This is a genomic window from Pseudoduganella sp. UC29_71, assembly GCF_042693265.1.
Taxonomy (GTDB): domain Bacteria; phylum Pseudomonadota; class Gammaproteobacteria; order Burkholderiales; family Burkholderiaceae_D; genus Rugamonas.
In genome coordinates this window covers 2,005,287-2,023,584 of sequence record NZ_CP170549.1, presented here as the reverse complement: position 1 = coordinate 2,023,584, position 18,298 = coordinate 2,005,287, and the positions used below count along the sequence as shown (strand labels likewise).

The window sequence follows — 18,298 nt, the reverse complement described above, 5'->3', positions numbered from 1 at the left end:
GGAAAACTGGTCCAACACCGCCTTATTCTACAGGATAGAAGACCTGCGGCGGCGGGCGGGAGGTCACAGTTTCAGCGAGGAAGCTTAAGGCATGATTAAAGGCAAGTGGGCTTTATTCATGTAACAAATCGTGACCCGCCGCAGGGGCCGCGCCATGCTTCGATTTTGTTGCGTTTGAGCAAGCAAACTGCAAGAATGGGGGCCGACCTGCAAAACCACGCCGCATCATGAGCGCCAGCACGCCCCTTACCAACGACGAACTCAAAAACTACCTGCTGCGCTACTGCACGAGGGAACTGGCGCCCCACTTCGCGGTCATGCTGCGCGGCACCTGGGGCAGCGGCAAGACCTGGTTCATCGACCGCCTGCGCGCAAGCCTGGAGGAGGTGCACGGCAAGAAGGTGATTTACGTCAGCCTGTACTCCGTCGCCAGGACGTCCGACATCACCGACCAGTTCTTCCAGCAGCTACATCCGCTGCTGGCCAGCGGCAAGGTGCAGAAACCCTGGGCACTGCTGAAAACCCTCGTCAAGGGCACGCTCAGGGTCGACCTGACCGGGGACGGCGACAAGGACAATCTCCAGCTTGGCATTCCGGATTTTCAACAATCGGCCGACCCGCGCAAGGCCATACTGGTGTTCGACGACCTGGAGCGCTGCGCCATGCCGCCCTCCGAGCTGCTTGGCTACCTGAACCAGTTCGTCGAGCATGACGAGTACCGTGTCATCGTCCTGGCGCACGAGCAGCAGATCGACGACCCGGGCTACCACCAGACCAAGGAAAAAGTCATCGGCAGGACCTTCGAAATCCAGCCCGACGCCGGCGCGGCGCTCACCAGCTTCATCGCCGAGCTCAGCGCCGACGACGCGATCGGCATCCTGCGCACGCGCAAGCAGCAGATCCTGGCCGTCATGGACGCGGCAGGCCACAAGAACCTGCGCCATCTGCGGCAAGCCGTGCTGGACTTCTCCGATATCTGGAGTTGCCTGTCCGGGCAGGACCCCGCCTTGAAAAGCCATGACGGCTTCCTGGACCGCCTGGTGCACGAGGTGTTCGCGTTCAGCATCGAGCTGCGCGCCAAGACCATCGCCGCCCGCGACATTTACCAGCTCGCCAGAACGGAATCCAAGCGTACCTCGGCGAACTATGGCATCCCCCGCGCGCTCGCAGAACCGGCCGAAGCGGACACGCGCTTCAAGCTGCACGACCTGGCCTACACGCGCAAGCTCGCCCTGCCACCGGACACCTATGCGAAATTCTTCGCCAGCGGCTATCTGTCGGACGCCGATGCGCTGGAAGGCCTGCGGGCCAGCGCGTTCTTCATGACAGAAAAAGCCCCCGCTTGGCGCCGCCTCTTACACAAGCATCTGCTGAGCGACACCGACTTCGATGACTTGAAGGCCGAAGTCTACGCCCAGCTTGCAGCGGGCCGCTTCCCCGGCAAACCCGAGCTGTTCCACAGCGCCGGCGTGCTGCTGCAGCTGTCGCAGGAAGGACTACTCGAGTACGGCGCCCCGCACTTGCTCGCCCTCGCCAAGGCAGCGGTCGACAAACTGTTCGCGCAGCGGCTGCCGGAGACGGAGCTGGCGCCGGCGGGCTACCTCAAACCCATTGGCGAGGAAATAGCCTTCGGCATGCAATACGCCGCCGTCGCCAGCGCCGAGTTTCGCGAACTGGCTGTCTACTTCAACGACGCCAAAGCGGCTGCCCGCGAAGCCGAGCTGGCCAGGCTGGCGCGCAACTGGCTCGCCGAACTGCGGACCGATGCCGTGCTGTGGGCGGAACGGATACGTAGCGGCGGCGGCGACCGGGCGCACTTCGCCTTCCAGCCGATTTTCACCCAGCTCGTCGCGGCGGACTTTGCGGCACTGCTGCTGGCGGCACAAACACCCAAGCTGCACATCATCGCCGACGCCTTGAAGTCGCGCTACGACTACATCAAGCACGACGACTGGAAACTGGAAGAGCTGCCATTCTGGACCCGCGTATCCCCCTTGCTGCACGAGCACGTCGCAGCGAAGCCGGCGGCCAGCCTGTCAGCGCACACGCTGCGCACCAGGATCCTGCCGGACATCGATCACTTTATCGCCAACATGCAAGCCATATCCGCCCTACCCGCCAGCGCTGGCCAGGCTGGCGAGCCCTGCGAGTCCCGGGATTAGTCCCGCACCGTACCACGCCAGCGCAATCAGCGGCACATAGGGCCACGAGCGCAGCGCGATCTTCCAGTCCACGGCGGACGGCCAGCAGGCCAGGAACTGGGGCGCCACGGCGAAGGCCAGCAGCAAGTCGAGCGGCTGGAACTGCCAGCCCGGATGGGTGCGCCACAGCGCCACCGCCAGCGGCACCGCCGCCACCAGGAAGGGCGCCAGCGCCACCGGCGCCGCGTTGTACCAGCGCACGCGGGTCAGGCTCACCGAGCCCAGCTGCCAGCTGCGGCCCATGCGGCGCGGCATCACGGAAAAGCCGGCCGGCCGCGCGCCCGTCAGCAGGCCGACGCAGAAATGCGCCAGCTCGTGGCAGATGGTGCCGGCCAGGGTGAATAGGAAAAACACGGGATGGAAGGACGACAGGCGCCGGATCACCAGCGCCAGCAGCAGCGACGGCGCTAGGTAAAGCAGCACGTCAAGCAGCACATCGCGGTGCTGGCAGAACCAGGCGGGGGGCGATGGCGGCGCAATCGAACATGGTTTATTCCCTGGCGCCGCGCATGGTGGCTACTCCGAGTAGAAACAGCGGCCGCAGGCCTGGCGGTAGCTCTCGTTGCCGCCGATGCTGATCTGCTCGCCTTCTTTCATGCGTTTGCCGTCCTGATCCACGCGGATGTTCATCGTGGCTTTTTTGCCGCAGGTGCAGATGTTTTTCAGTTCCTCGATGTCGTCGGCCAGCGCCAGCAGGTAGGCCGAACCGGGGAAAGGCTCGCCGCGGAAGTCGCTGCGCAGGCCGTAGGTGATGACGGGGATGCCGCGCACCTGGGCCAGCTTGTGCAGCTGCTGCACCTGCACGGTGGTGAGAAATTGCGCTTCGTCGATAAGCAGGCAGGCGATGCGCTGGTCGATCAGCTTGAGGAAATCGGTGTCGGCGTCGAACACCTCGGTTTCGCGCTGCGGCCCCAGGCGGGACGTGACCTTGCCGACGCCGTAGCGGTTGTCGATGGCGGCGGTAAACAGGCGCACGGTCTGGCCCTGCTCTTCATAGTTATGGGCGACCTGCAGCATCGCCGTCGATTTGCCGGCGTTCATGGCCGAATATCGGAAGTAAAGTTTTGCCACAACTATTGCTTGAGAAAAATGATCAGAGCCGGATTATAAGGCGTCGCGGCGGGCCATGGCAGGGATTATGCGCCCACTTCGCCGGCGTGGCACCAGGCAATCCGGCAGCAGTGCGCGGCGCCCGATTTTGGCGCATACTGTAAAAATGCAAAATTTGCATATACAAGCACAGAATGATTCCTTCCCAGCGTGTAACGTGCGGCCTAACATCCGCCCTTTTTCACGGAAGGCGCGGCCGACACGATCGGCCGGCGCCGTTTCCAAGCGAGGAGTGTTTATGAACAAACCCCACGAGGCCGCCCTGTTCGGCCTGATCGGCAATACCCCGCTGATCGAAGTCACCCGGCTGGACACCGGCCCCTGCCGCCTGTTCCTCAAGCTGGAATCGCAAAACCCCGGCGGCTCGATCAAGGACCGCATCGGCCTGTCCATCATCGAAGCGGCCGAGCGCGACGGGCGCCTGAAGCCCGGCGGCGTCATCATTGAAGCGACCGCCGGCAACACCGGCCTGGGCCTGGCGCTGGTGGGCCGCATCAAGGGCTACCGCGTGGTGCTGGTGGTGCCCGACAAGATGTCCACCGAAAAAGTGCTGCACCTGAAGGCGCTCGGCGCCGAGGTCCACATGACGCGCTCCGACGTCGGCAAAGGCCACCCCGAGTACTACCAGGATTACGCGGCGCGCCTGGCGCGCGAGCTGCCCGGCGCCTTCTACGCCGACCAGTTCAACAACCCCGCCAACCCGCTGGCGCACGAAACCACCACCGCGCCCGAGATCTGGGAACAGATGGGCCACGACGTCGACACCATCGTGGTCGGCGTCGGCTCCTCCGGCACCTTGACCGGGCTGAGCAACTTCTTCCGCAAGGTGCAGCCGGAGCTGGAATTCGTGCTGGCCGACCCCAAGGGTTCCATCCTGGCCGAATACATCGACAGCGGCAAGGTGTCCGACACCAGCGGCTCGTGGGCCGTGGAAGGCATAGGCGAGGACTTCATCCCCTCCATCGCCGACATGCGCTCGGTGCGCAAGGCCTACACCATCAGCGACCAGGAAAGCTTCGACTGCGCGCGCGCCCTGCTGGGCGCCGAAGGCGTGCTGGGCGGCTCGTCCACCGGCACCCTGCTGGCGGCCGCCCTGAAATACTGCCGCGAGCAGACCGAGCCCAAGCGCGTGGTCACCTTCGTGGCCGACACCGGCACGCGCTACCTGTCCAAGATGTACAACCACGGCTGGCTGGTGGACCAGGGCCTGGTGCAGCGCGCCAGGACCGGCGACCTGCGCGACCTGATCGGCCGCCGCTACGACGAGGGCGAAGTGGTCAGCGTGGCCCCGTCCGACACCCTGCTGGTGGCCTTCAACCGCATGCGCGCGGCCGACCTGGCCCAGCTGCCCGTGCTCGAACAGGGCAAGCTGGTGGGCATCATCGACGAGTCCGACCTGCTGCTGAAGGTGGACAACCAGGCCGAGCAGTTCAGCAGCCTGGTGGGCGCCACCATGACCGCGCGCCTGGAAACGCTGCACCCGTCCGCCAGCCTGCAGGCGCTGCGCAGCACGCTGGACCGCGGCCTGACCGCCGTGGTGGCCGACGGCAGCCAGTTCTACGGCCTGATCACCCGCTTCGACCTTCTCAACCACTTGCGCAGGACTTTATCTTGAGCTCACACACCGACCACAGCAACCGGAAAGCCCACCTGGCCACCCGCGTGATCCACGCGGGCCAGTCGCCGGACCCGTCCACCGGCGCCATCATGCCGCCGATCTACGCCACCTCCACCTTCGTGCAGGACAGCCCCGGGGTGCACAAGGGCCTGGACTACGGCCGCTCGCACAACCCCACCCGCTGGGCGTTGGAGCGCTGCGTGGCCGACCTGGAAAGCGGCGCGCAAGGCTACGCTTTCGCCTCCGGCCTGGCCGCCATCTCCACGGTGCTGGAAATCGCCGACGCCGGCTCGCACATCATTGCCGGCGACGACATGTACGGCGGCACCTACCGCCTGTTCGAGCGCGTGCGCCGCCGCAGCGCCGGCCACGATTTCACCTATGTGGACCTGACCCGGCCGGAAAACCTGCTGGCCGCGCTGCGTCCGGAAACGCGCATGGTGTGGGTGGAAACGCCCACCAACCCTATGCTCAAGCTGGCCGACCTGGAGGCGATCGCCAAGATCTGCCGCGAGCGCAACATCATCGCCGTGGCCGACAACACCTTCGCCAGCCCGCTGGTGCAGCGCCCGCTCGAGCACGGCTTCGACATCGTGGTGCACTCGGCCACCAAGTACCTGAACGGCCACTCGGACATCATCGGCGGCATCGCCGTGGTGGCGGGCGACGCGCGCCAGGCCGCGTGGCGCGAGCAGCTCGGCTTCCTGCAGAACTCGGTCGGCGCCATCGCCTCCCCGTTCGACAGCTTCCTGGCCCTGCGCGGCGTCAAGACGCTGGCCATCCGCATGGAGCGCCACTGCGCCAGCGCCTTGCAGCTGGCCGAATGGCTGGAGCGCGAACCCAAGGTGAAGAAGGTGTTCTACCCGGGACTGGCATCGCACCCGCAGCACGCGCTGGCGCGGCGCCAGATGGAAGGTTTCGGCGGCATCATCTCCATCGACCTGGACACGGACCTGGCCGGTGCGCGCCGCTTCCTGGAGCGCTGCGAAGTGTTCGCGCTGGCCGAAAGCCTGGGCGGCGTGGAAAGCCTGATCGAGCACCCGGCCCTGATGACGCACGCCAGCATCCCGGCCGCCCAGCGCGCCGCGCTTGGCATCGGCGACGGGCTGATCCGCCTGTCGGTCGGCATCGAAGACCTGGCCGATTTGCGCCAGGACTTGCAGAACGCGCTGGACGCGATCTGAGACGCCCCCTTAGCGCGGCTTGGCTGGGTCCGGCACGTTGAACACGCGCCGGACAAAGCTTTCCATCGCCTGGAACACGCCTTCCACGCCGAAGCCGGCGATGAAGGACAGCGCCGAGCCGCTCAGCGTCCACGCCCCGGCCAGCGCCGGCTCGGCCGTGCTGCCGGTGCCGCTGGCGTTGACGAACAGGCCGATGCACGCGCCTATGGTGGCGCCCAGCGCCAGCTGGCCCAGCGCCAGCGAATAGTCGCGCGGCGACAGCATGCTTTCGCGCATCTTGCGCCACAAGTCCCGCACCACCGCCGCACCCGCGCCCAGGATGCCGTAGCACAGCGGCAGCACGGCACTGCCCAGCACCAAGGTCAGGATGCGCGCGGTTTCCTCGTCGCCGCCCTGGCGCGGCGTGCGGCCGGGGCGCGGCCGTGGTTCGGGTATCGGCTCCAGGAAGTAGGTTGTGGTGCGGTACAGCGCCTTCCATGGCTGCAGCCAGGCCGCCAGGTTGCGCCGCGTGATGGCGCGTTCGCGGTCCACCCGGCTGTCCTGCGTGCAAAGATGGTATTCCTCCACGCTGCGGTAGCGCTGCGCCAGCGGCGTGGCGTCCAGCTGCGGCGCACGCGCGGGGTCGCAATAGGCCACCAGCGGCAGCGGCGGCGCCGGGACCGCGCCGGGATCGCGCGCGCCCTTGAGCTGGCGCGCCAGTTCGTCGGCCGCCAGCTTGGTCTCGGCATCCGCCAGCTTCACGTTCAGCTCGCGCTGCTGGGCGCGCAGCGAGTCCAGGTGGGTCAGGATCACATTGCCCGCCGTGACGTTCCACGACAGCAAACAAGTGCACACCAGCCAGATCACCAGCCCCACCACGATGCGCCAGATACCCCGGCTGAACTTGCCCGCCGGGCCGACCAGGCCGGGAAAGGCCGTGCGCGCCAGCGACATCCGCGTTGGCGGCCGCGTGAAGCCGCCGCCGGGCGCGATCAGGTCGCCATTGCAGTAGCCCGCGCGCCGCCCCGGCCAGCCATTGTCGCCATCCCACGGCCCGCCGTCGCCCCTGCGGCCTCCTCCCCCCGCGCCGCCATCGCCGCCGGGCGCGGCCGGGTCGGCCAGCCCGCCCGGCCCCGAAGGGCCGCCCAGGCCGAACGGAAGCGCCTGGTGGCCGGGCGACGCCGGGCCGGGCGACTCATAGCCGGGTGACGTGTAGCCGGGCGCTGTGCGGCCGGGCGCCGCCCCGCCGGGTCCCGGCCCACCCGCGCCGCCCGCGCCGTCCGCTCCACGGCGCTCCGCGCGGCGGCCCCACGCCTTGCGCCGGCGCGGGTCGTCCTCGCCCACCACCAGCAGCGTGAACGCGATGGTGGCGCCGTTGGCCGGCTTGGCGGCGGCGTTGAGCTTGTCCTTGGCCTGCAGCAGAATGGCGGCCTGGTGCGCCTGGCTGGCATGCCCGTCCTCGGGCGGCCAGCCGATTTCGCAGATTTCCTTGATGAGCGCCTGCACATCCGGCTCCAGCCCCTTGTCCCAGCGGCCGGAAATGAAGTCGAGCAGCAGATACACTTCGGCGAGCTCGCGCACGAAGATAAAGTCGCGGATCTGGACCGGGCGCGCGGGTCCGTCGCGTTTTTCCAATTCAGCCATGGCGCACCTCCATACGCCACAGCATGTGCCGCTAATGCTCAGCCGCCGTGATCTGCATCAAGCATGGCAACCGAACTCTTTACTCACCCGGGTGATACTTGCGCTCCAGGTGCTTGTCCACGTCTTCCTTGTAGAACAGCACATCCTTGAACTCCCCGCGCGCATACATTTCAGCCTGGTCCATGAAATGCGGCGACGCCGGATTGCCGCTCTGCCCGCCGGCCAGGATGCTCTTGGCCCGCACCCGCTTGCCGAACTCCACCGCCGCCACGAAGCTGTTGCCCCGCTCGCCGTAGATGCGCTTGGTCTTCGGCGCCGACGTCTGCCCGTAGGCCGCCAGCGCGCCCCAGTTGCCGGACGCATAAGGCACCGGGATGCTGGGCTTGCTGTCGTCAAACGGCTGCACCACGTCCCCGGTCAGGCGCTGGAAGCGGTTGATTTCGCCCCACGGCGTCTGCCAGGTGCCGAAATCCTCGTTCAGCCTGGCCGACGCGCGCGCCAGCGCATACAGGCGCTCCTGCGGCGCCAGCTGCGTGGCGATGTAGTCCAGCACCGGCATTTCCATCTTCTTCGCCGCCGGGCCGAAGATCTTGGCCAGGTCCTGCAGCCAGAAAATGGCCAGCGAAGTCTGCACCGACGTCAGCGAATAGCGCATGTCCCAGCGGCGCAGCACGTGCACTTGCGGCGCCAGGCTGGACTTGAGCGTGTCGCCGTCCGGCAGCTCGTCCCAGGCCGCGAACAGCTGCGGCAGCAGCGGCTCGAAGGCGGTCAGCTGGCTGTCGTAGGCCGCCGCGATCAGGCTCTCCAGCGTGAAGTCCTTCTTGTGCTCCAGCACGCGCACCGCGTGGATGCCGCGCGCGTTCTCCGGCTGCGCCGCCATATAGGCCGGGTAGTCGGCCGCTTTCGGGCTGTAGGCGCCGGCCGCCGTGAACGGCGTGCTGTTGGTGTTCTGTATCCACCCGTTTTTCGGGTTGAACAGCTGTATCGTATCCTTCACCGCGTGCAAACCCTTCCAGTCAGTGGCCGGATCGCTGCCGTCCACCGGCTTGCGGTAATTAAAGCGCGGGTCGCGCTGCGGGATGAAATTGCCGTGGAAATAGGCGATATTGCCGTCCGCGTCCGCATACACGGTGTTGTTGGACGAGTTGGTGCGCAGCTCCATTACCTTGTAGAACTCGGCGTAGTTGCGCGCCTTGGTGCGCAGCCAGGACTGCTGCAAGGCCTTCAGCGGCTCGTTCATCAGGCTCACCGACACCCAGCGGCCATCCACCGAGCGCACCACCGGGCCGTGATGCGTGAAGTAGGCGGTAACGGTCTTCTCCGCCATGCCGGCGGCCGTCTTGTACGGCAGCCGGATCGGCACGGCCCGGACCGGCCGCTCCTCGCGGCCATATTTGTAGACGAACTTGCCATCCTTGCCGCTCACGCTTTCCAGGAACTCGTCGATCACGTCGCCGCCGCCGGAGGTATGCATCCAGCCCAGGCGCTCGTTGAAGCCCTGGTAGACAAAGAACTGGCCCCAGGTCACCGCGCCGTAGGCGTTCAGCCCTTCGCCGCTGCTCACCTGCACCTCGGGACGGAAATAGAACGAGGTGTGCGGATTGATCATCAGCAGCGCGTGGCCGGACTTGGTGTTGGCCGGCGCGATGGCGAAACCGTTCGAGCCGCTCGGCTCGTGGTCCAGGTCGCTTCCGGCCAGCGCCACCGCCGGCATCGCCTGCGGCGCCTTGCCGTAGAAGCGCTCCAGCTCCTTCAGGTCCACCGATTCGATGTCCCCGCCTATGCTGCCTTCGCTGAAACTGAGCGCCATCCACGGCTCGAAGCGCGTGAGCAGCGCCGGCTTCACGTCCGGGTGCGTGAGCAGGTAGTAGTTCAGGCCGTCCGCGTACGCGTTCATCAGCTTCTTCAGCCAGGCCGGGCTGGCCGCGTACTGGGCCTTCAGGCTGTCCGGCGCAATGAACAGCTTCATGCGCAGGTCGCGGTACAGCTCGGCCTCGCCCTGCACTTCGGCCAGGCGGCCCATGGAATTGATGTAATTGAGCTCCACGCGGTGGAAGTCGTCTTCCGCCTGCGCGTACAGCAGGCCGAACACGGCGTCCGCGTCGGTCTGGCCGTACACGTGCGGGATGCCCCATTTGTCGCGCGCGATGGTGACACGCTGCGCCAGCGCCTTCAGGCGTGCAGCCTCGGCTTTCAGCGCGGGCGCGGACCGCGCCGCCCCGGCGGCCGGCTCCTGCGCGGCCTGGGCAAACAGGGGCACGGCGCAAGCTGCCGCAATCAGAAAACTTACTCTCGACATACGGCACACTCCGGTGGCATAGTTTTTATCGGGCAGCTACGCTCAGGAGGCATCCACCAGCTGGGCGATGCGTTCGCGCAGCTCGGCGTTTTCGTTGCGCAGCTTGGACACGCGGTCCTTCAGCTGGGCCACTTCGGCCCGCAGCTGCTCCACTTCGCTCAGCGGCTCGGCCGGCATGCCGTCTTCGCCCAGCTTGGGTTCCTTCGGCGGGCGCGACGCGGCGCGCTGCTCGCGGATCTCCTTGGCCGCCTGCTGCAGCAGCTTCTTGCCGCCGGCCACCGCCGCCACCTGCTCGGCTTCCGGCAGCGACGCCACCGTGGCCGCCGCGTTGATCGAAATGGTGCCGGCGCGCACCGCCTCCACCAGCTCCGGCGCGGCCGTCTTCTGGATCTTTTCAATCTGGCTGATGGTGTTGCTGCTCAGGCGGGCGGCGCGGGCGATGTCCTCGCGCGAGGTGCGCACCTTGGCCGGCGTGGGGGCGGCCTCGTCGGCCGGCTCGGGCGGGGCGATGCTCGCGTCCTCGGCGGCGGCCTTGGCGGCCAGCTCGGCGGCGCGCGCATCCATGATGTCCTTCTTGCGCAGCGCCAGCACGCCGCGCTGGAAGTCGGACACGCTGCGGCGGCCCAGGTGGTTGTCTATCATCCACAGCATCACGTCTTCCATGCTGTGGAAGGACTCGTTCTGGATCACCTTGAAGGGTATGCTGTGGCGCTGGCAGATCGAATAGCGGTTGTGGCCGTCCACCAGCACGTCGTTCCACAGCACCAGCGCGTCGCGGCAGCCCTCGGCCAGGATGCTGCGTTCAAGCGCGGCGTACTCGGCCTCGGTGAGCGGGTCGATATAGCTGCGCAGCATGTCGTTGATTTGGATTTGCATTCGGTATTCCTGGAAAAAACAGGCGCGGCCGGCGCGCCTGCGCGCACCCTGCCCGATCGCCGTCCAGCATGCTACACCAATTGCGTCTCCAACCCAAGCAGGCCGCCGCGGCCGCTGCGTCTGCCCTGCGCACTCAGGCGCCGCGCACCCGCAGCACCCGCTCCTCGCCCACAAAGTTGACAGCATAGCCATTGCGGCCGGCCGCCTTCACCCCGTACAGGGCCTGGTCGGCGGCGCGCATCACCGCGTCGGCCTCCACCGGCTGGTCGACCGTCAGCGCGATGCCCACGCTGGTGGTCACGTTTAGCAGCCGGCCGCCCGCCACGAACGGCGCACGCATGGCGTCGATGATCTTGCTGCCCAGCAGATTCATTTCCGCGCCGGTGGGCAGCTGCTCGAAGATGATCACGAACTCGTCTCCCGCCAGGCGGGCCACGGTGTCGGTGCAGCGCACGGTTTCGGTCAGGCGGCGGGCGAACTCCACCAGCACGGCGTCGCCGGCGGCGTGGCCGTGCGCGTCGTTGATGGCCTTGAAATGGTCGATGTCGAGGAAGGCCATGCCCACCTGCTGCCCGGCGCGGCGCGCGCGCGCCAGCGCCAGCGGGAAGTATTCGTCGAACATGCGGCGGTTGTGGATGCCGGTCAGCGCATCGGTGGTGGCCAGGCGCTGCAAGTCCTGCTCGGCCCGCTCGCGGCGGCGCGACAGCGAGAAGAATGCCCGGCTCAGCTGGGCAAACTCGTCGCGCCCGTGCACGTCGAACACCTGGATATTGGCGCTGCCGCTCTCGATATCGACCACGTTGCGGTGCAGGCGCAGCAGCGGGCGCAGCATCACCTTGACCAGCAGCCAGCCGAACAGGCCCGCCAGCAGCGTCACCAGGGCGGCCGCGGCCAGCGCCCGCGCGCGCACGCTGGCCATGGGCGCGAAGGCGCTCTGGATGGGGAAAGACGCGACAATGGTCCAGTCCACCTCGCGCAGGCGCCGGTGCGCCAGCAAGACGGGGACGCCGTCATCCAGCAGCTCGTCGGTCCAGCCTTCGGGGCTGCGCAGCACGGCGTCCAGCAGCGAGCCTTCGCTGCTGTCGCCCCGGCTCAGCAGCATCTCCTTGTTCGGATGGTGCACAAAAGTGCCGTCGCCGGCCACGATGAACAGATAGCCGGCCGCGCCCGAACGCAGATTGTCCAGCCGCGCCGAGAACGACGGGCGCAGCAGCTCGATGGCGCCCAGCAGCACGCCCAGCGGCTGGCCGTTGGCGTCCAGCAGCGGCTGGGTCAGCACCACCACCGGCCGGCCCGACAACACGCTGCGGAACGGCGCCGAAGTGACGCCCTCGCGGGTGCGCAGCGTGTCCTGGAAATACTGGCGCGAGGCCACGTTCAGCGTACCCTTGGCGCGGCGGTCGCGCAGGCTGGCCACCAGGTCGCCCTTCAGATTGAATACGGTGACGTTGAAAAACTCGTCGCGCAGGCTGCCGTGCGCCTCCAGCAGCGTCTGCATCTGCGCCAGCGACGGTTCGCCGCCCGGCACCTGCTCGGTGAGCGACTTGAGCAGCTGGCGCTTGGCCACGATGTCGCGGTCCACATAGGCGGCGGCGCTGGCCAGCAGCGTCAGTTCCTGCTGCGCGATCGACTGCCGCATGGCCGATTCGGCGATCAGCAGCGACACGCCGCCGACGCCCAGCCCGGCGAGCAGCACCATGGCGGTGACCAGCAGCGTGATCTTGAATTTGAAACTGAGGAAAAAGTGTAAAACTGGCCGCATGGTAGCCTCCTGCCGCGCGCGTAGCGCATATTGATACGAAGTTCCGGCAGAGGTTGGGCCAGCTCAGTTGGCGAGCGCGAAGATCAGGCGCCGGCGGACGTGGCCCGATTATAGTGGATATTTCGTTTGAGAATCTCTGTCAAAGGGCGCCGTTGCGCAGCGGCAACGGTGGTACCGCCGGGCGCCCCAGTGACAAAGGCCGCGCTAGGCGGGCTCGTCAGATTGAATGCAGCGTGCTTGGTGCCCCGGGCCGGAATCGAACCGGCACGCCCTTGCGAGCGGGAGATTTTAAGTCTCATGTGTCTACCAGTTTCACCACCGGGGCCGACACAGCCCGGCATTATGCCATGACACATACATAAGCGGCAAATTTGCAAAGCGGCAATACTCGCAGCATCGCGTTTTCCGGCATCAAAAACATCTTTGTCAAGCGTTGTCTGTTGTGTTCCCCGCGCGCCGCAACACTCACTTGTAACTAGCTCGTTACGTTTTATAGGAATTGACCTACACTGTACTGAGATTATCATTTCGAAAACTTGCGATGTAGAAATTATAACTAAATGTGTTGCGCAGACGCACCAGAAATTGTTACAGAATCATGAAATTTTTCTATCGGTGATCCGTGCAGCTCGCTGATGTGTTAGACTTTTTCTACACTGCAACGGGTAGAGTCAAAATGAAAACATTTACCATCTCAGCGATTGCGTTTTATTTCTTTTATGTCCTGAACGGCTTGATGGCGCCCACCCACGCGCAACGAGCCGCAGGCGCATGTACCGACGTTATCGCCGGCATCGATTCGGGTGCCAAAGCCAGCACCAAAAACTGCAAGCGCGACGCGCTGGTAGCGCAACAAGTAGCCACTGCCGTCCCAAGCAACTGACGCAGGCTGCAGCATCCTGCCGGCTTTCCGCCGGCCCCTCTCCTGAATTATTCCCGCCCCACGCCAGTCTTGGCGTGGCTGCGCTTTTGCGCGTGGTAGATGCCGGTGTGGCCCGAGAACAGATAGCTCACCACGCAGGCGATCGCCGCGTAAGGCGCGATTTCCGGCCCGAATAGTTCGATCGCCATCACCGTGGACGCAATGGGCGTGTTGGCCGCGCCCGCGAACACGGCCACGAAGCCTAGCCCGGCCAGCAGCGCGAACGGCAGGTGCAGCAGCGGCGCCAGCGCATTGCCCAGGGTGGCGCCGATGTAGAACAGCGGCGTGACTTCGCCGCCCTTGAAACCGCTGCCCAGCGAGGCGACGGTGAACAGGAATTTGCCCACGCTGTCCCACGGCGCCAGCGGCTGCCGGAACGCGTCCGCAATCACGGGGATGCCCAGGCCGATGTAGCGGTCGGTGCCGATGGCCCACACCGCCACTGCAATCACGGCGCCGCCCAGCAGCGGCCGCAGTGGCGCGTAGGCGATGCGGCGCTTCATGAAAGCCGCAGCGCCATGGGCCGCCTTCGCGAACAGCATGCCGGCCAGGCCGAACACGATACCGGCTGCCATCACGGCCAGCAGCGGCAGCGCGCTGACGGGCACGTGCGCGCCCACCGCGTAATGCATGTGGTGCACGCCCCAGGCCATGCCGGCCAGGTCGGCCACGATGGCGGCCAGCATGCACGGGAAGATGGCGTCGTAGCGCATGCGGCCGATGGCCAGCACTTCCAGGCCGAAGATGGCGCCCGCCAGCGGCGTGCCGAACACGGACGCGAAACCGGCGCTGATGCCCGCCATGAGCAGGATGCGGCGCTCTTCATGGCGCAGCCGGAATACATGCGTGAGCTGGTCGGCCAGAGCGCCGCCCATCTGCACGGCCGTGCCTTCGCGCCCCACCGAGGCGCCGAACAGGTGCGATACGATGGTCCCGCCCAGCACCAGTGGCGCCAGGCGCAGCGGCACTACTTGCTTGGGGTCGTGGATTTCGTCGATCAGCAGGTTGTTGCCCGCTTCAACCGAGCGGCCGAAGCGCAGATAGATCCAGCCCACGGCGAAGCCGGCCAGCGGCAGCAGCCAGATGATGGCGGGATGCGCCTCGCGCCACGCGGTGGCCGCGTCCAGCGCGTACAGGAAAAACGCCGACGCGGAACCGGCCAGCGCTGCAACGAGGCTGGCGATCAGGGTCCATTTGGCGAGATAGGCGAGAGGCTGGGTCAAAGTCGGGCCATCGTAGCAAAGGAACGATGGCCCGGCAAGGAGCGTGGAACTCAGTGCTGGTGCGATCCGCCGCGTTTGACTTCCATGACGTGGCCTTCATGGCCGGCGCCGTGGCCCTGGTGCTGCTGGGCCGGGGCTGCGGGTGCGGCCGGCGAGGCCGGCGTGTTCGGCGCGCGCGGCGCGGCCGGCAGCTCGCCGGTCCATTCGCGCGCCAGCGTGCCGGGCGGATGCTTGTACCAGCCCGGGTCCTTGTAGTCGTTGCGCCCCTGCCCTTCGCGCACCTTCACCATGGTGAACATGCCGCCCATCTCGATGCCGCCGAACGGGCCGTCGCCGGTCATCATCGGCAGCGTGTTTTCCGGCAGCGGCATCTGCATGCCGCCCATGGCGCCGCCCTTGTCGCCCATGACCATATAGTCCGGCACCAGGCGGTTGATCTTCTCGGCCACGCCGCTGTGGTCCACCCCTATCAGGTTGGGCACATTGTGGCCCATGGCGTTCATGGTGTGGTGCGATTTGTGGCAATGGAAGGCCCAGTCGCCGGGATTGTCGGCCACGAACTCGATGGCCCGCATCTGGCCCACGGCGATGTCGGTTGTCACTTCCGGCCAGCGCGCGGACGGCCTCACCCAGCCGCCGTCCGTGCCGGTCACTTCGAAAGTGTGGCCGTGCAGGTGGATCGGGTGGTTCGTCATGGTCAGGTTGCCGGCCCGGATGCGTACCCGGTCGCCCTTGCGCACGACCATGGGGTCGATGCCGGGGAAGGCGCGGCTGTTGAAGGTCCACAAGTTAAAGTCCAGCATGGTGTTGGTCTTGGGCTTGTAGCTGCCTGGCTCGATGTCGTAGGAGTTGAGCAGGAAGACGAAGTCGCGGTCCACCGCGTGCAGCGCCGGATCTTTCGGGTGCGTCACCCAGAAGCCCATCATGCCCATCGCCATCTGCACCATCTCGTCGGCGTGCGGGTGGTACATAAAGGTGCCGGCATGCCTGGCCACGAATTCATAGACGAAGGTCTTGCCGGGTTCGATGCCGGGCTGGGTCAGGCCGGTGACGCCGTCCATGCCGCAGGGGAGGATCTGGCCGTGCCAATGGATGCTGGTGTGCTCGGGCAGCTTGTTGGTCACGAAGATGCGGACACGGTCGCCCTCCACCACCTCGATGGTTGGGCCGGGACTCTGGCCGTTGTAGCCCCACAGGCGCGCCGTCATGCCGGGCGCGATTTCACGCTCCACCGGTTCGGCCACCAGGTGGAATTCCTTCACGCCGTCCTTCATGCGCCACGGCAGCGACCAGCCGTTCAGCGTCACCACCGGGTTGTAGGGGCGGCCGTTGGGCGGCAGCAGCGGCGGCGCGGTGGCGGCGCTCGATTGCAGCGGCGCTTCCGGCAGCCCGGCTGCGCCGGCCTTGGTCACCATGCCCACGCCGATCAGTGCGGCGCCAGTCAGGAAAGATCTGCGGTTGGTCATTTGTTTGCTCCCTTGCCGCCCATTGCAGCTTCCAGATTGGTTTCCGCGACCCAGAAGTCCTTGAGCGCGTCGATATAGGCGCGAACGGCGGTGGCCTGTTCGCGCGAGTCGGCCAGCAGTTCGAAGGTGCTGGCCAGCATGCCGTTGTAGCGCAGCAGCGTCTCCTGCGATACCTGGCGGCGCAGCGGAATCACGCTGTCGCGGTAATGCCTGGCCAGGTCGTAGGAGGCGCGGTAGTCGTGGTAGCTCTCGCGCGCTTCGCTTTGGGCATGGGCCGCCGTTTCCGCCAGCTTGTTCACGGATTGCATGTAGATCGCTTCGGCCCGCGCCACGCGCGCCGAGCCCCAGTCGAACAGGGGAATCTCGAGCGTGATTTCGTAGCCGCGTTCGCGCGGCTGGCCGGTGGCGCTTTCGCGCACGGCGGCCAGCTCCAGCACGTTGATGAAGCGCGTGCCGCGCGTCAGGCCGAGCGAGGATGCGGTGTGCTCGGTCTCCAGCTTGGCTGCCTGGACGTCCAGGCGGTTGCGCATGGCAGCTTGCTCGGCGTCCGCCAGCTCGCGCGGCGCGGCGGGCAGGTCCGGCAAGTGCGCCGGCAGCGTGAACGCGAGGCGGGGCGAGGCGGTCGCGGCGTGGTCCCCGCTGCCGCCGGCGGCCGGCACGGCGCCCGACAGGCCGAGCAGGCGCGCCAGCTTTTCACGGCTGGCGTTGGCCTGCTTGCCCGCCTTGACAGCTTCCGCCAGCGCATCGCTGTGGAAGGCCTGTTCGCGCGCGGCATCGAGCTTGCTCCAGTTGCCGGCCTGCTGCATGCGGCGCGCCAGCTCCGCGCCCGCCTCCGCGGCGTCGCGCACCTGTTGCGCGTATTCCAGCGCGTGCGCCGCAGCCACGGCCTCGTAGTAGCTGCGGCGCGTGTCGGCCGCCACGTTGAGCGCCTGGTCGGCCACCGCCAGTTTGGCCTGTTCAAAGCGGCGCCCCTCGATGCGGGCCGCCAGCGGCGCGGTGATCAGGCTCACCAGGTTGAAGCCCAGCGTGCGCTCGATGGCGGTGTCGCCGCCGCCCTGCGTATGCTTGTATCCGAAAGCCGGATTTTGCAGGCGCCCTGCCTGCACCAGGTCCGCCTCGGCAATGCCGAGCGACCAATAAGTGGCTTGCAGGCCACGATTATTGAGCAGTGCGATTTGCACCGCGTCGTCCGCCGTCAGCGGCTGTTTCAGTTTTTGCTGCAGCAGGCCGGCCAGCGCCTGGCGGTCTTCATCGCTGCGCAGGATCTTGCCCTGCTGGCCGATGCGGTCCTGCGTCGCCTGGGCCACGGTGCTGAAGCCGCTGTCACCGGAGAACGAGGCGCAGCCGCTCAGCAGCGCGGCGGCCAAGGCCAGCGCCAGCCGCCCCGGCATGGGGGTATGGAGTGTACTCATTGCGAGGTATTCCTTGTATTACGAATAGGAGGGGCCGCGCAGGCGCGCGCTCAGCACGCGCACAGGCGCAGCGGCAAGCTGTGGAATCAGGCTGCTTGGGGAGGACGCTCGGGCAGCGCCAGGTCGACCGCAGGAAGGCGGCCGGAATAGAAAGGAATGGATTGCGACGACACTGCCGGCGCAGGCGGTACGCCGGGCAGCGCGGGCGCCAGCGCAGCGCCGACGCAGCACGCGCCGGTGCTGCCGCACTTGGCGGGACCGTGGGAACTGTGGGCGCCGTGGCCGCCGTCGGCCGCACCGGGCTCGCCTGCCTGCGCTTGCTGCGTTTGCTGCGTTTGCGTTTCCGCGTCCGGCTGTGCCACGCCGTGGTGGGCATGGCCGGCATGGCTATCAACGCGATCGGCGTGGGCCGCAGCCAGCATCGCGGCGTGATCGTGGCCTGCCTTCATGTCAGGCGCGCGGGATGGAACCGGTCCGGGTGCGCACAGCAGCATGCCTGCCGACGCGACGCCCTGGAAGGGGATCGCCACCAGCATGAGCCACAGCAGCAGGGAACGGAACACGGCTTGCATGCTGCGCATAGTATCACAGCACGGTGCCGC

At 66.8% G+C, this 18,298-nt stretch carries 14 protein-coding genes and 1 tRNA gene; 4 read left to right on the top strand and 11 right to left on the bottom strand.

Annotated elements, in window-relative coordinates:
• The first annotated feature begins 227 nt into the window (after positions 1-227).
• Entirely contained in the window at positions 228-2,162 is a 1,935-nt protein-coding gene (locus ACFJI2_RS08915) for a P-loop NTPase fold protein (protein WP_377704675.1), read from the top strand.
• Here ACFJI2_RS08915 and ACFJI2_RS08910 read toward each other — a convergent pair.
• Entirely contained in the window at positions 2,112-2,624 is a 513-nt protein-coding gene (locus ACFJI2_RS08910; protein ID WP_377704674.1) for a M50 family metallopeptidase, read from the bottom strand. The two genes, ACFJI2_RS08915 and ACFJI2_RS08910, sit on opposite strands and share 51 nt — an antisense overlap.
• A 93-nt stretch (positions 2,625-2,717) precedes the next feature.
• Positions 2,718-3,272: a thymidine kinase gene (locus ACFJI2_RS08905; protein WP_107872265.1), complete on the bottom strand. Its 555-nt coding sequence runs from the start codon at positions 3,270-3,272 to the stop codon at positions 2,718-2,720.
• Positions 3,273-3,549: 277 nt separating this feature from the next.
• On the opposite strand from ACFJI2_RS08905, the gene ACFJI2_RS08900 reads away from it, so the two are divergent.
• Together ACFJI2_RS08900 and ACFJI2_RS08895 are read left to right on the top strand one after the other, a co-directional pair.
• The gene (locus ACFJI2_RS08900; RefSeq protein WP_377704673.1) at positions 3,550-4,926 is read left to right on the top strand and encodes a pyridoxal-phosphate dependent enzyme; all 1,377 of its coding nucleotides are present in this window, start codon (positions 3,550-3,552) and stop codon (positions 4,924-4,926) included.
• Complete coding sequence (locus ACFJI2_RS08895; protein WP_377704672.1) at positions 4,923-6,113, top strand: trans-sulfuration enzyme family protein; 1,191 nt, start codon at positions 4,923-4,925, stop codon at positions 6,111-6,113. The genes ACFJI2_RS08900 and ACFJI2_RS08895 overlap by 4 nt, the downstream gene beginning before the upstream one ends.
• A 9-nt stretch (positions 6,114-6,122) precedes the next feature.
• Here ACFJI2_RS08895 and ACFJI2_RS08890 read toward each other — a convergent pair whose 3' ends face one another.
• The 5 genes from ACFJI2_RS08890 to ACFJI2_RS08870 all read right to left on the bottom strand — a co-directional run bounded on the left by ACFJI2_RS08890 (position 6,123) and on the right by ACFJI2_RS08870 (position 12,998).
• Entirely contained in the window at positions 6,123-7,736 is a 1,614-nt protein-coding gene (locus ACFJI2_RS08890) for a hypothetical protein (RefSeq protein WP_377704671.1), read from the bottom strand.
• Positions 7,737-7,815: 79 nt separating this feature from the next.
• Positions 7,816-9,996: a penicillin acylase family protein gene (locus tag ACFJI2_RS08885; RefSeq protein ID WP_377704670.1), complete on the bottom strand. Its 2,181-nt coding sequence runs from the start codon at positions 9,994-9,996 to the stop codon at positions 7,816-7,818.
• Between the two features lie 81 nt (positions 9,997-10,077).
• The gene (locus tag ACFJI2_RS08880; protein WP_107872258.1) at positions 10,078-10,911 is read right to left on the bottom strand and encodes a hypothetical protein; all 834 of its coding nucleotides are present in this window, start codon (positions 10,909-10,911) and stop codon (positions 10,078-10,080) included.
• Between the two features lie 133 nt (positions 10,912-11,044).
• On the bottom strand, positions 11,045-12,673 hold the full coding sequence (locus ACFJI2_RS08875) for a diguanylate cyclase domain-containing protein (RefSeq protein ID WP_377704669.1): 1,629 nt from the start codon (positions 12,671-12,673) through the stop codon (positions 11,045-11,047).
• 238 nt (positions 12,674-12,911) lie between these two features.
• Positions 12,912-12,998: transfer RNA gene (locus ACFJI2_RS08870), tRNA-Leu, on the bottom strand.
• A gap of 351 nt (positions 12,999-13,349) precedes the next feature.
• On the opposite strand from ACFJI2_RS08870, the gene ACFJI2_RS08865 reads away from it, so the two are divergent.
• The gene (locus ACFJI2_RS08865; protein ID WP_377704668.1) at positions 13,350-13,556 is read left to right on the top strand and encodes a hypothetical protein; all 207 of its coding nucleotides are present in this window, start codon (positions 13,350-13,352) and stop codon (positions 13,554-13,556) included.
• A gap of 47 nt (positions 13,557-13,603) precedes the next feature.
• Here ACFJI2_RS08865 and ACFJI2_RS08860 read toward each other — a convergent pair whose 3' ends face one another.
• The 4 genes from ACFJI2_RS08860 to ACFJI2_RS08845 form a co-directional block, all read right to left on the bottom strand.
• A complete protein-coding gene (locus ACFJI2_RS08860; protein ID WP_377704667.1) occupies positions 13,604-14,818 on the bottom strand; it encodes a voltage-gated chloride channel family protein in 1,215 nt (404 codons plus the stop codon).
• Positions 14,819-14,868: 50 nt separating this feature from the next.
• Complete coding sequence (locus ACFJI2_RS08855; RefSeq protein ID WP_377704666.1) at positions 14,869-16,284, bottom strand: multicopper oxidase family protein; 1,416 nt, start codon at positions 16,282-16,284, stop codon at positions 14,869-14,871.
• Positions 16,281-17,696, bottom strand: coding sequence for a TolC family protein (locus tag ACFJI2_RS08850; RefSeq protein ID WP_377704665.1), 1,416 nt, complete (start codon positions 17,694-17,696; stop codon positions 16,281-16,283). Before ACFJI2_RS08850 ends, ACFJI2_RS08855 begins: the two co-directional genes overlap by 4 nt.
• 86 nt (positions 17,697-17,782) lie before the next feature.
• A complete protein-coding gene (locus tag ACFJI2_RS08845; protein ID WP_377704664.1) occupies positions 17,783-18,277 on the bottom strand; it encodes a hypothetical protein in 495 nt (164 codons plus the stop codon).
• Positions 18,278-18,298: the final 21 nt, after the last annotated feature.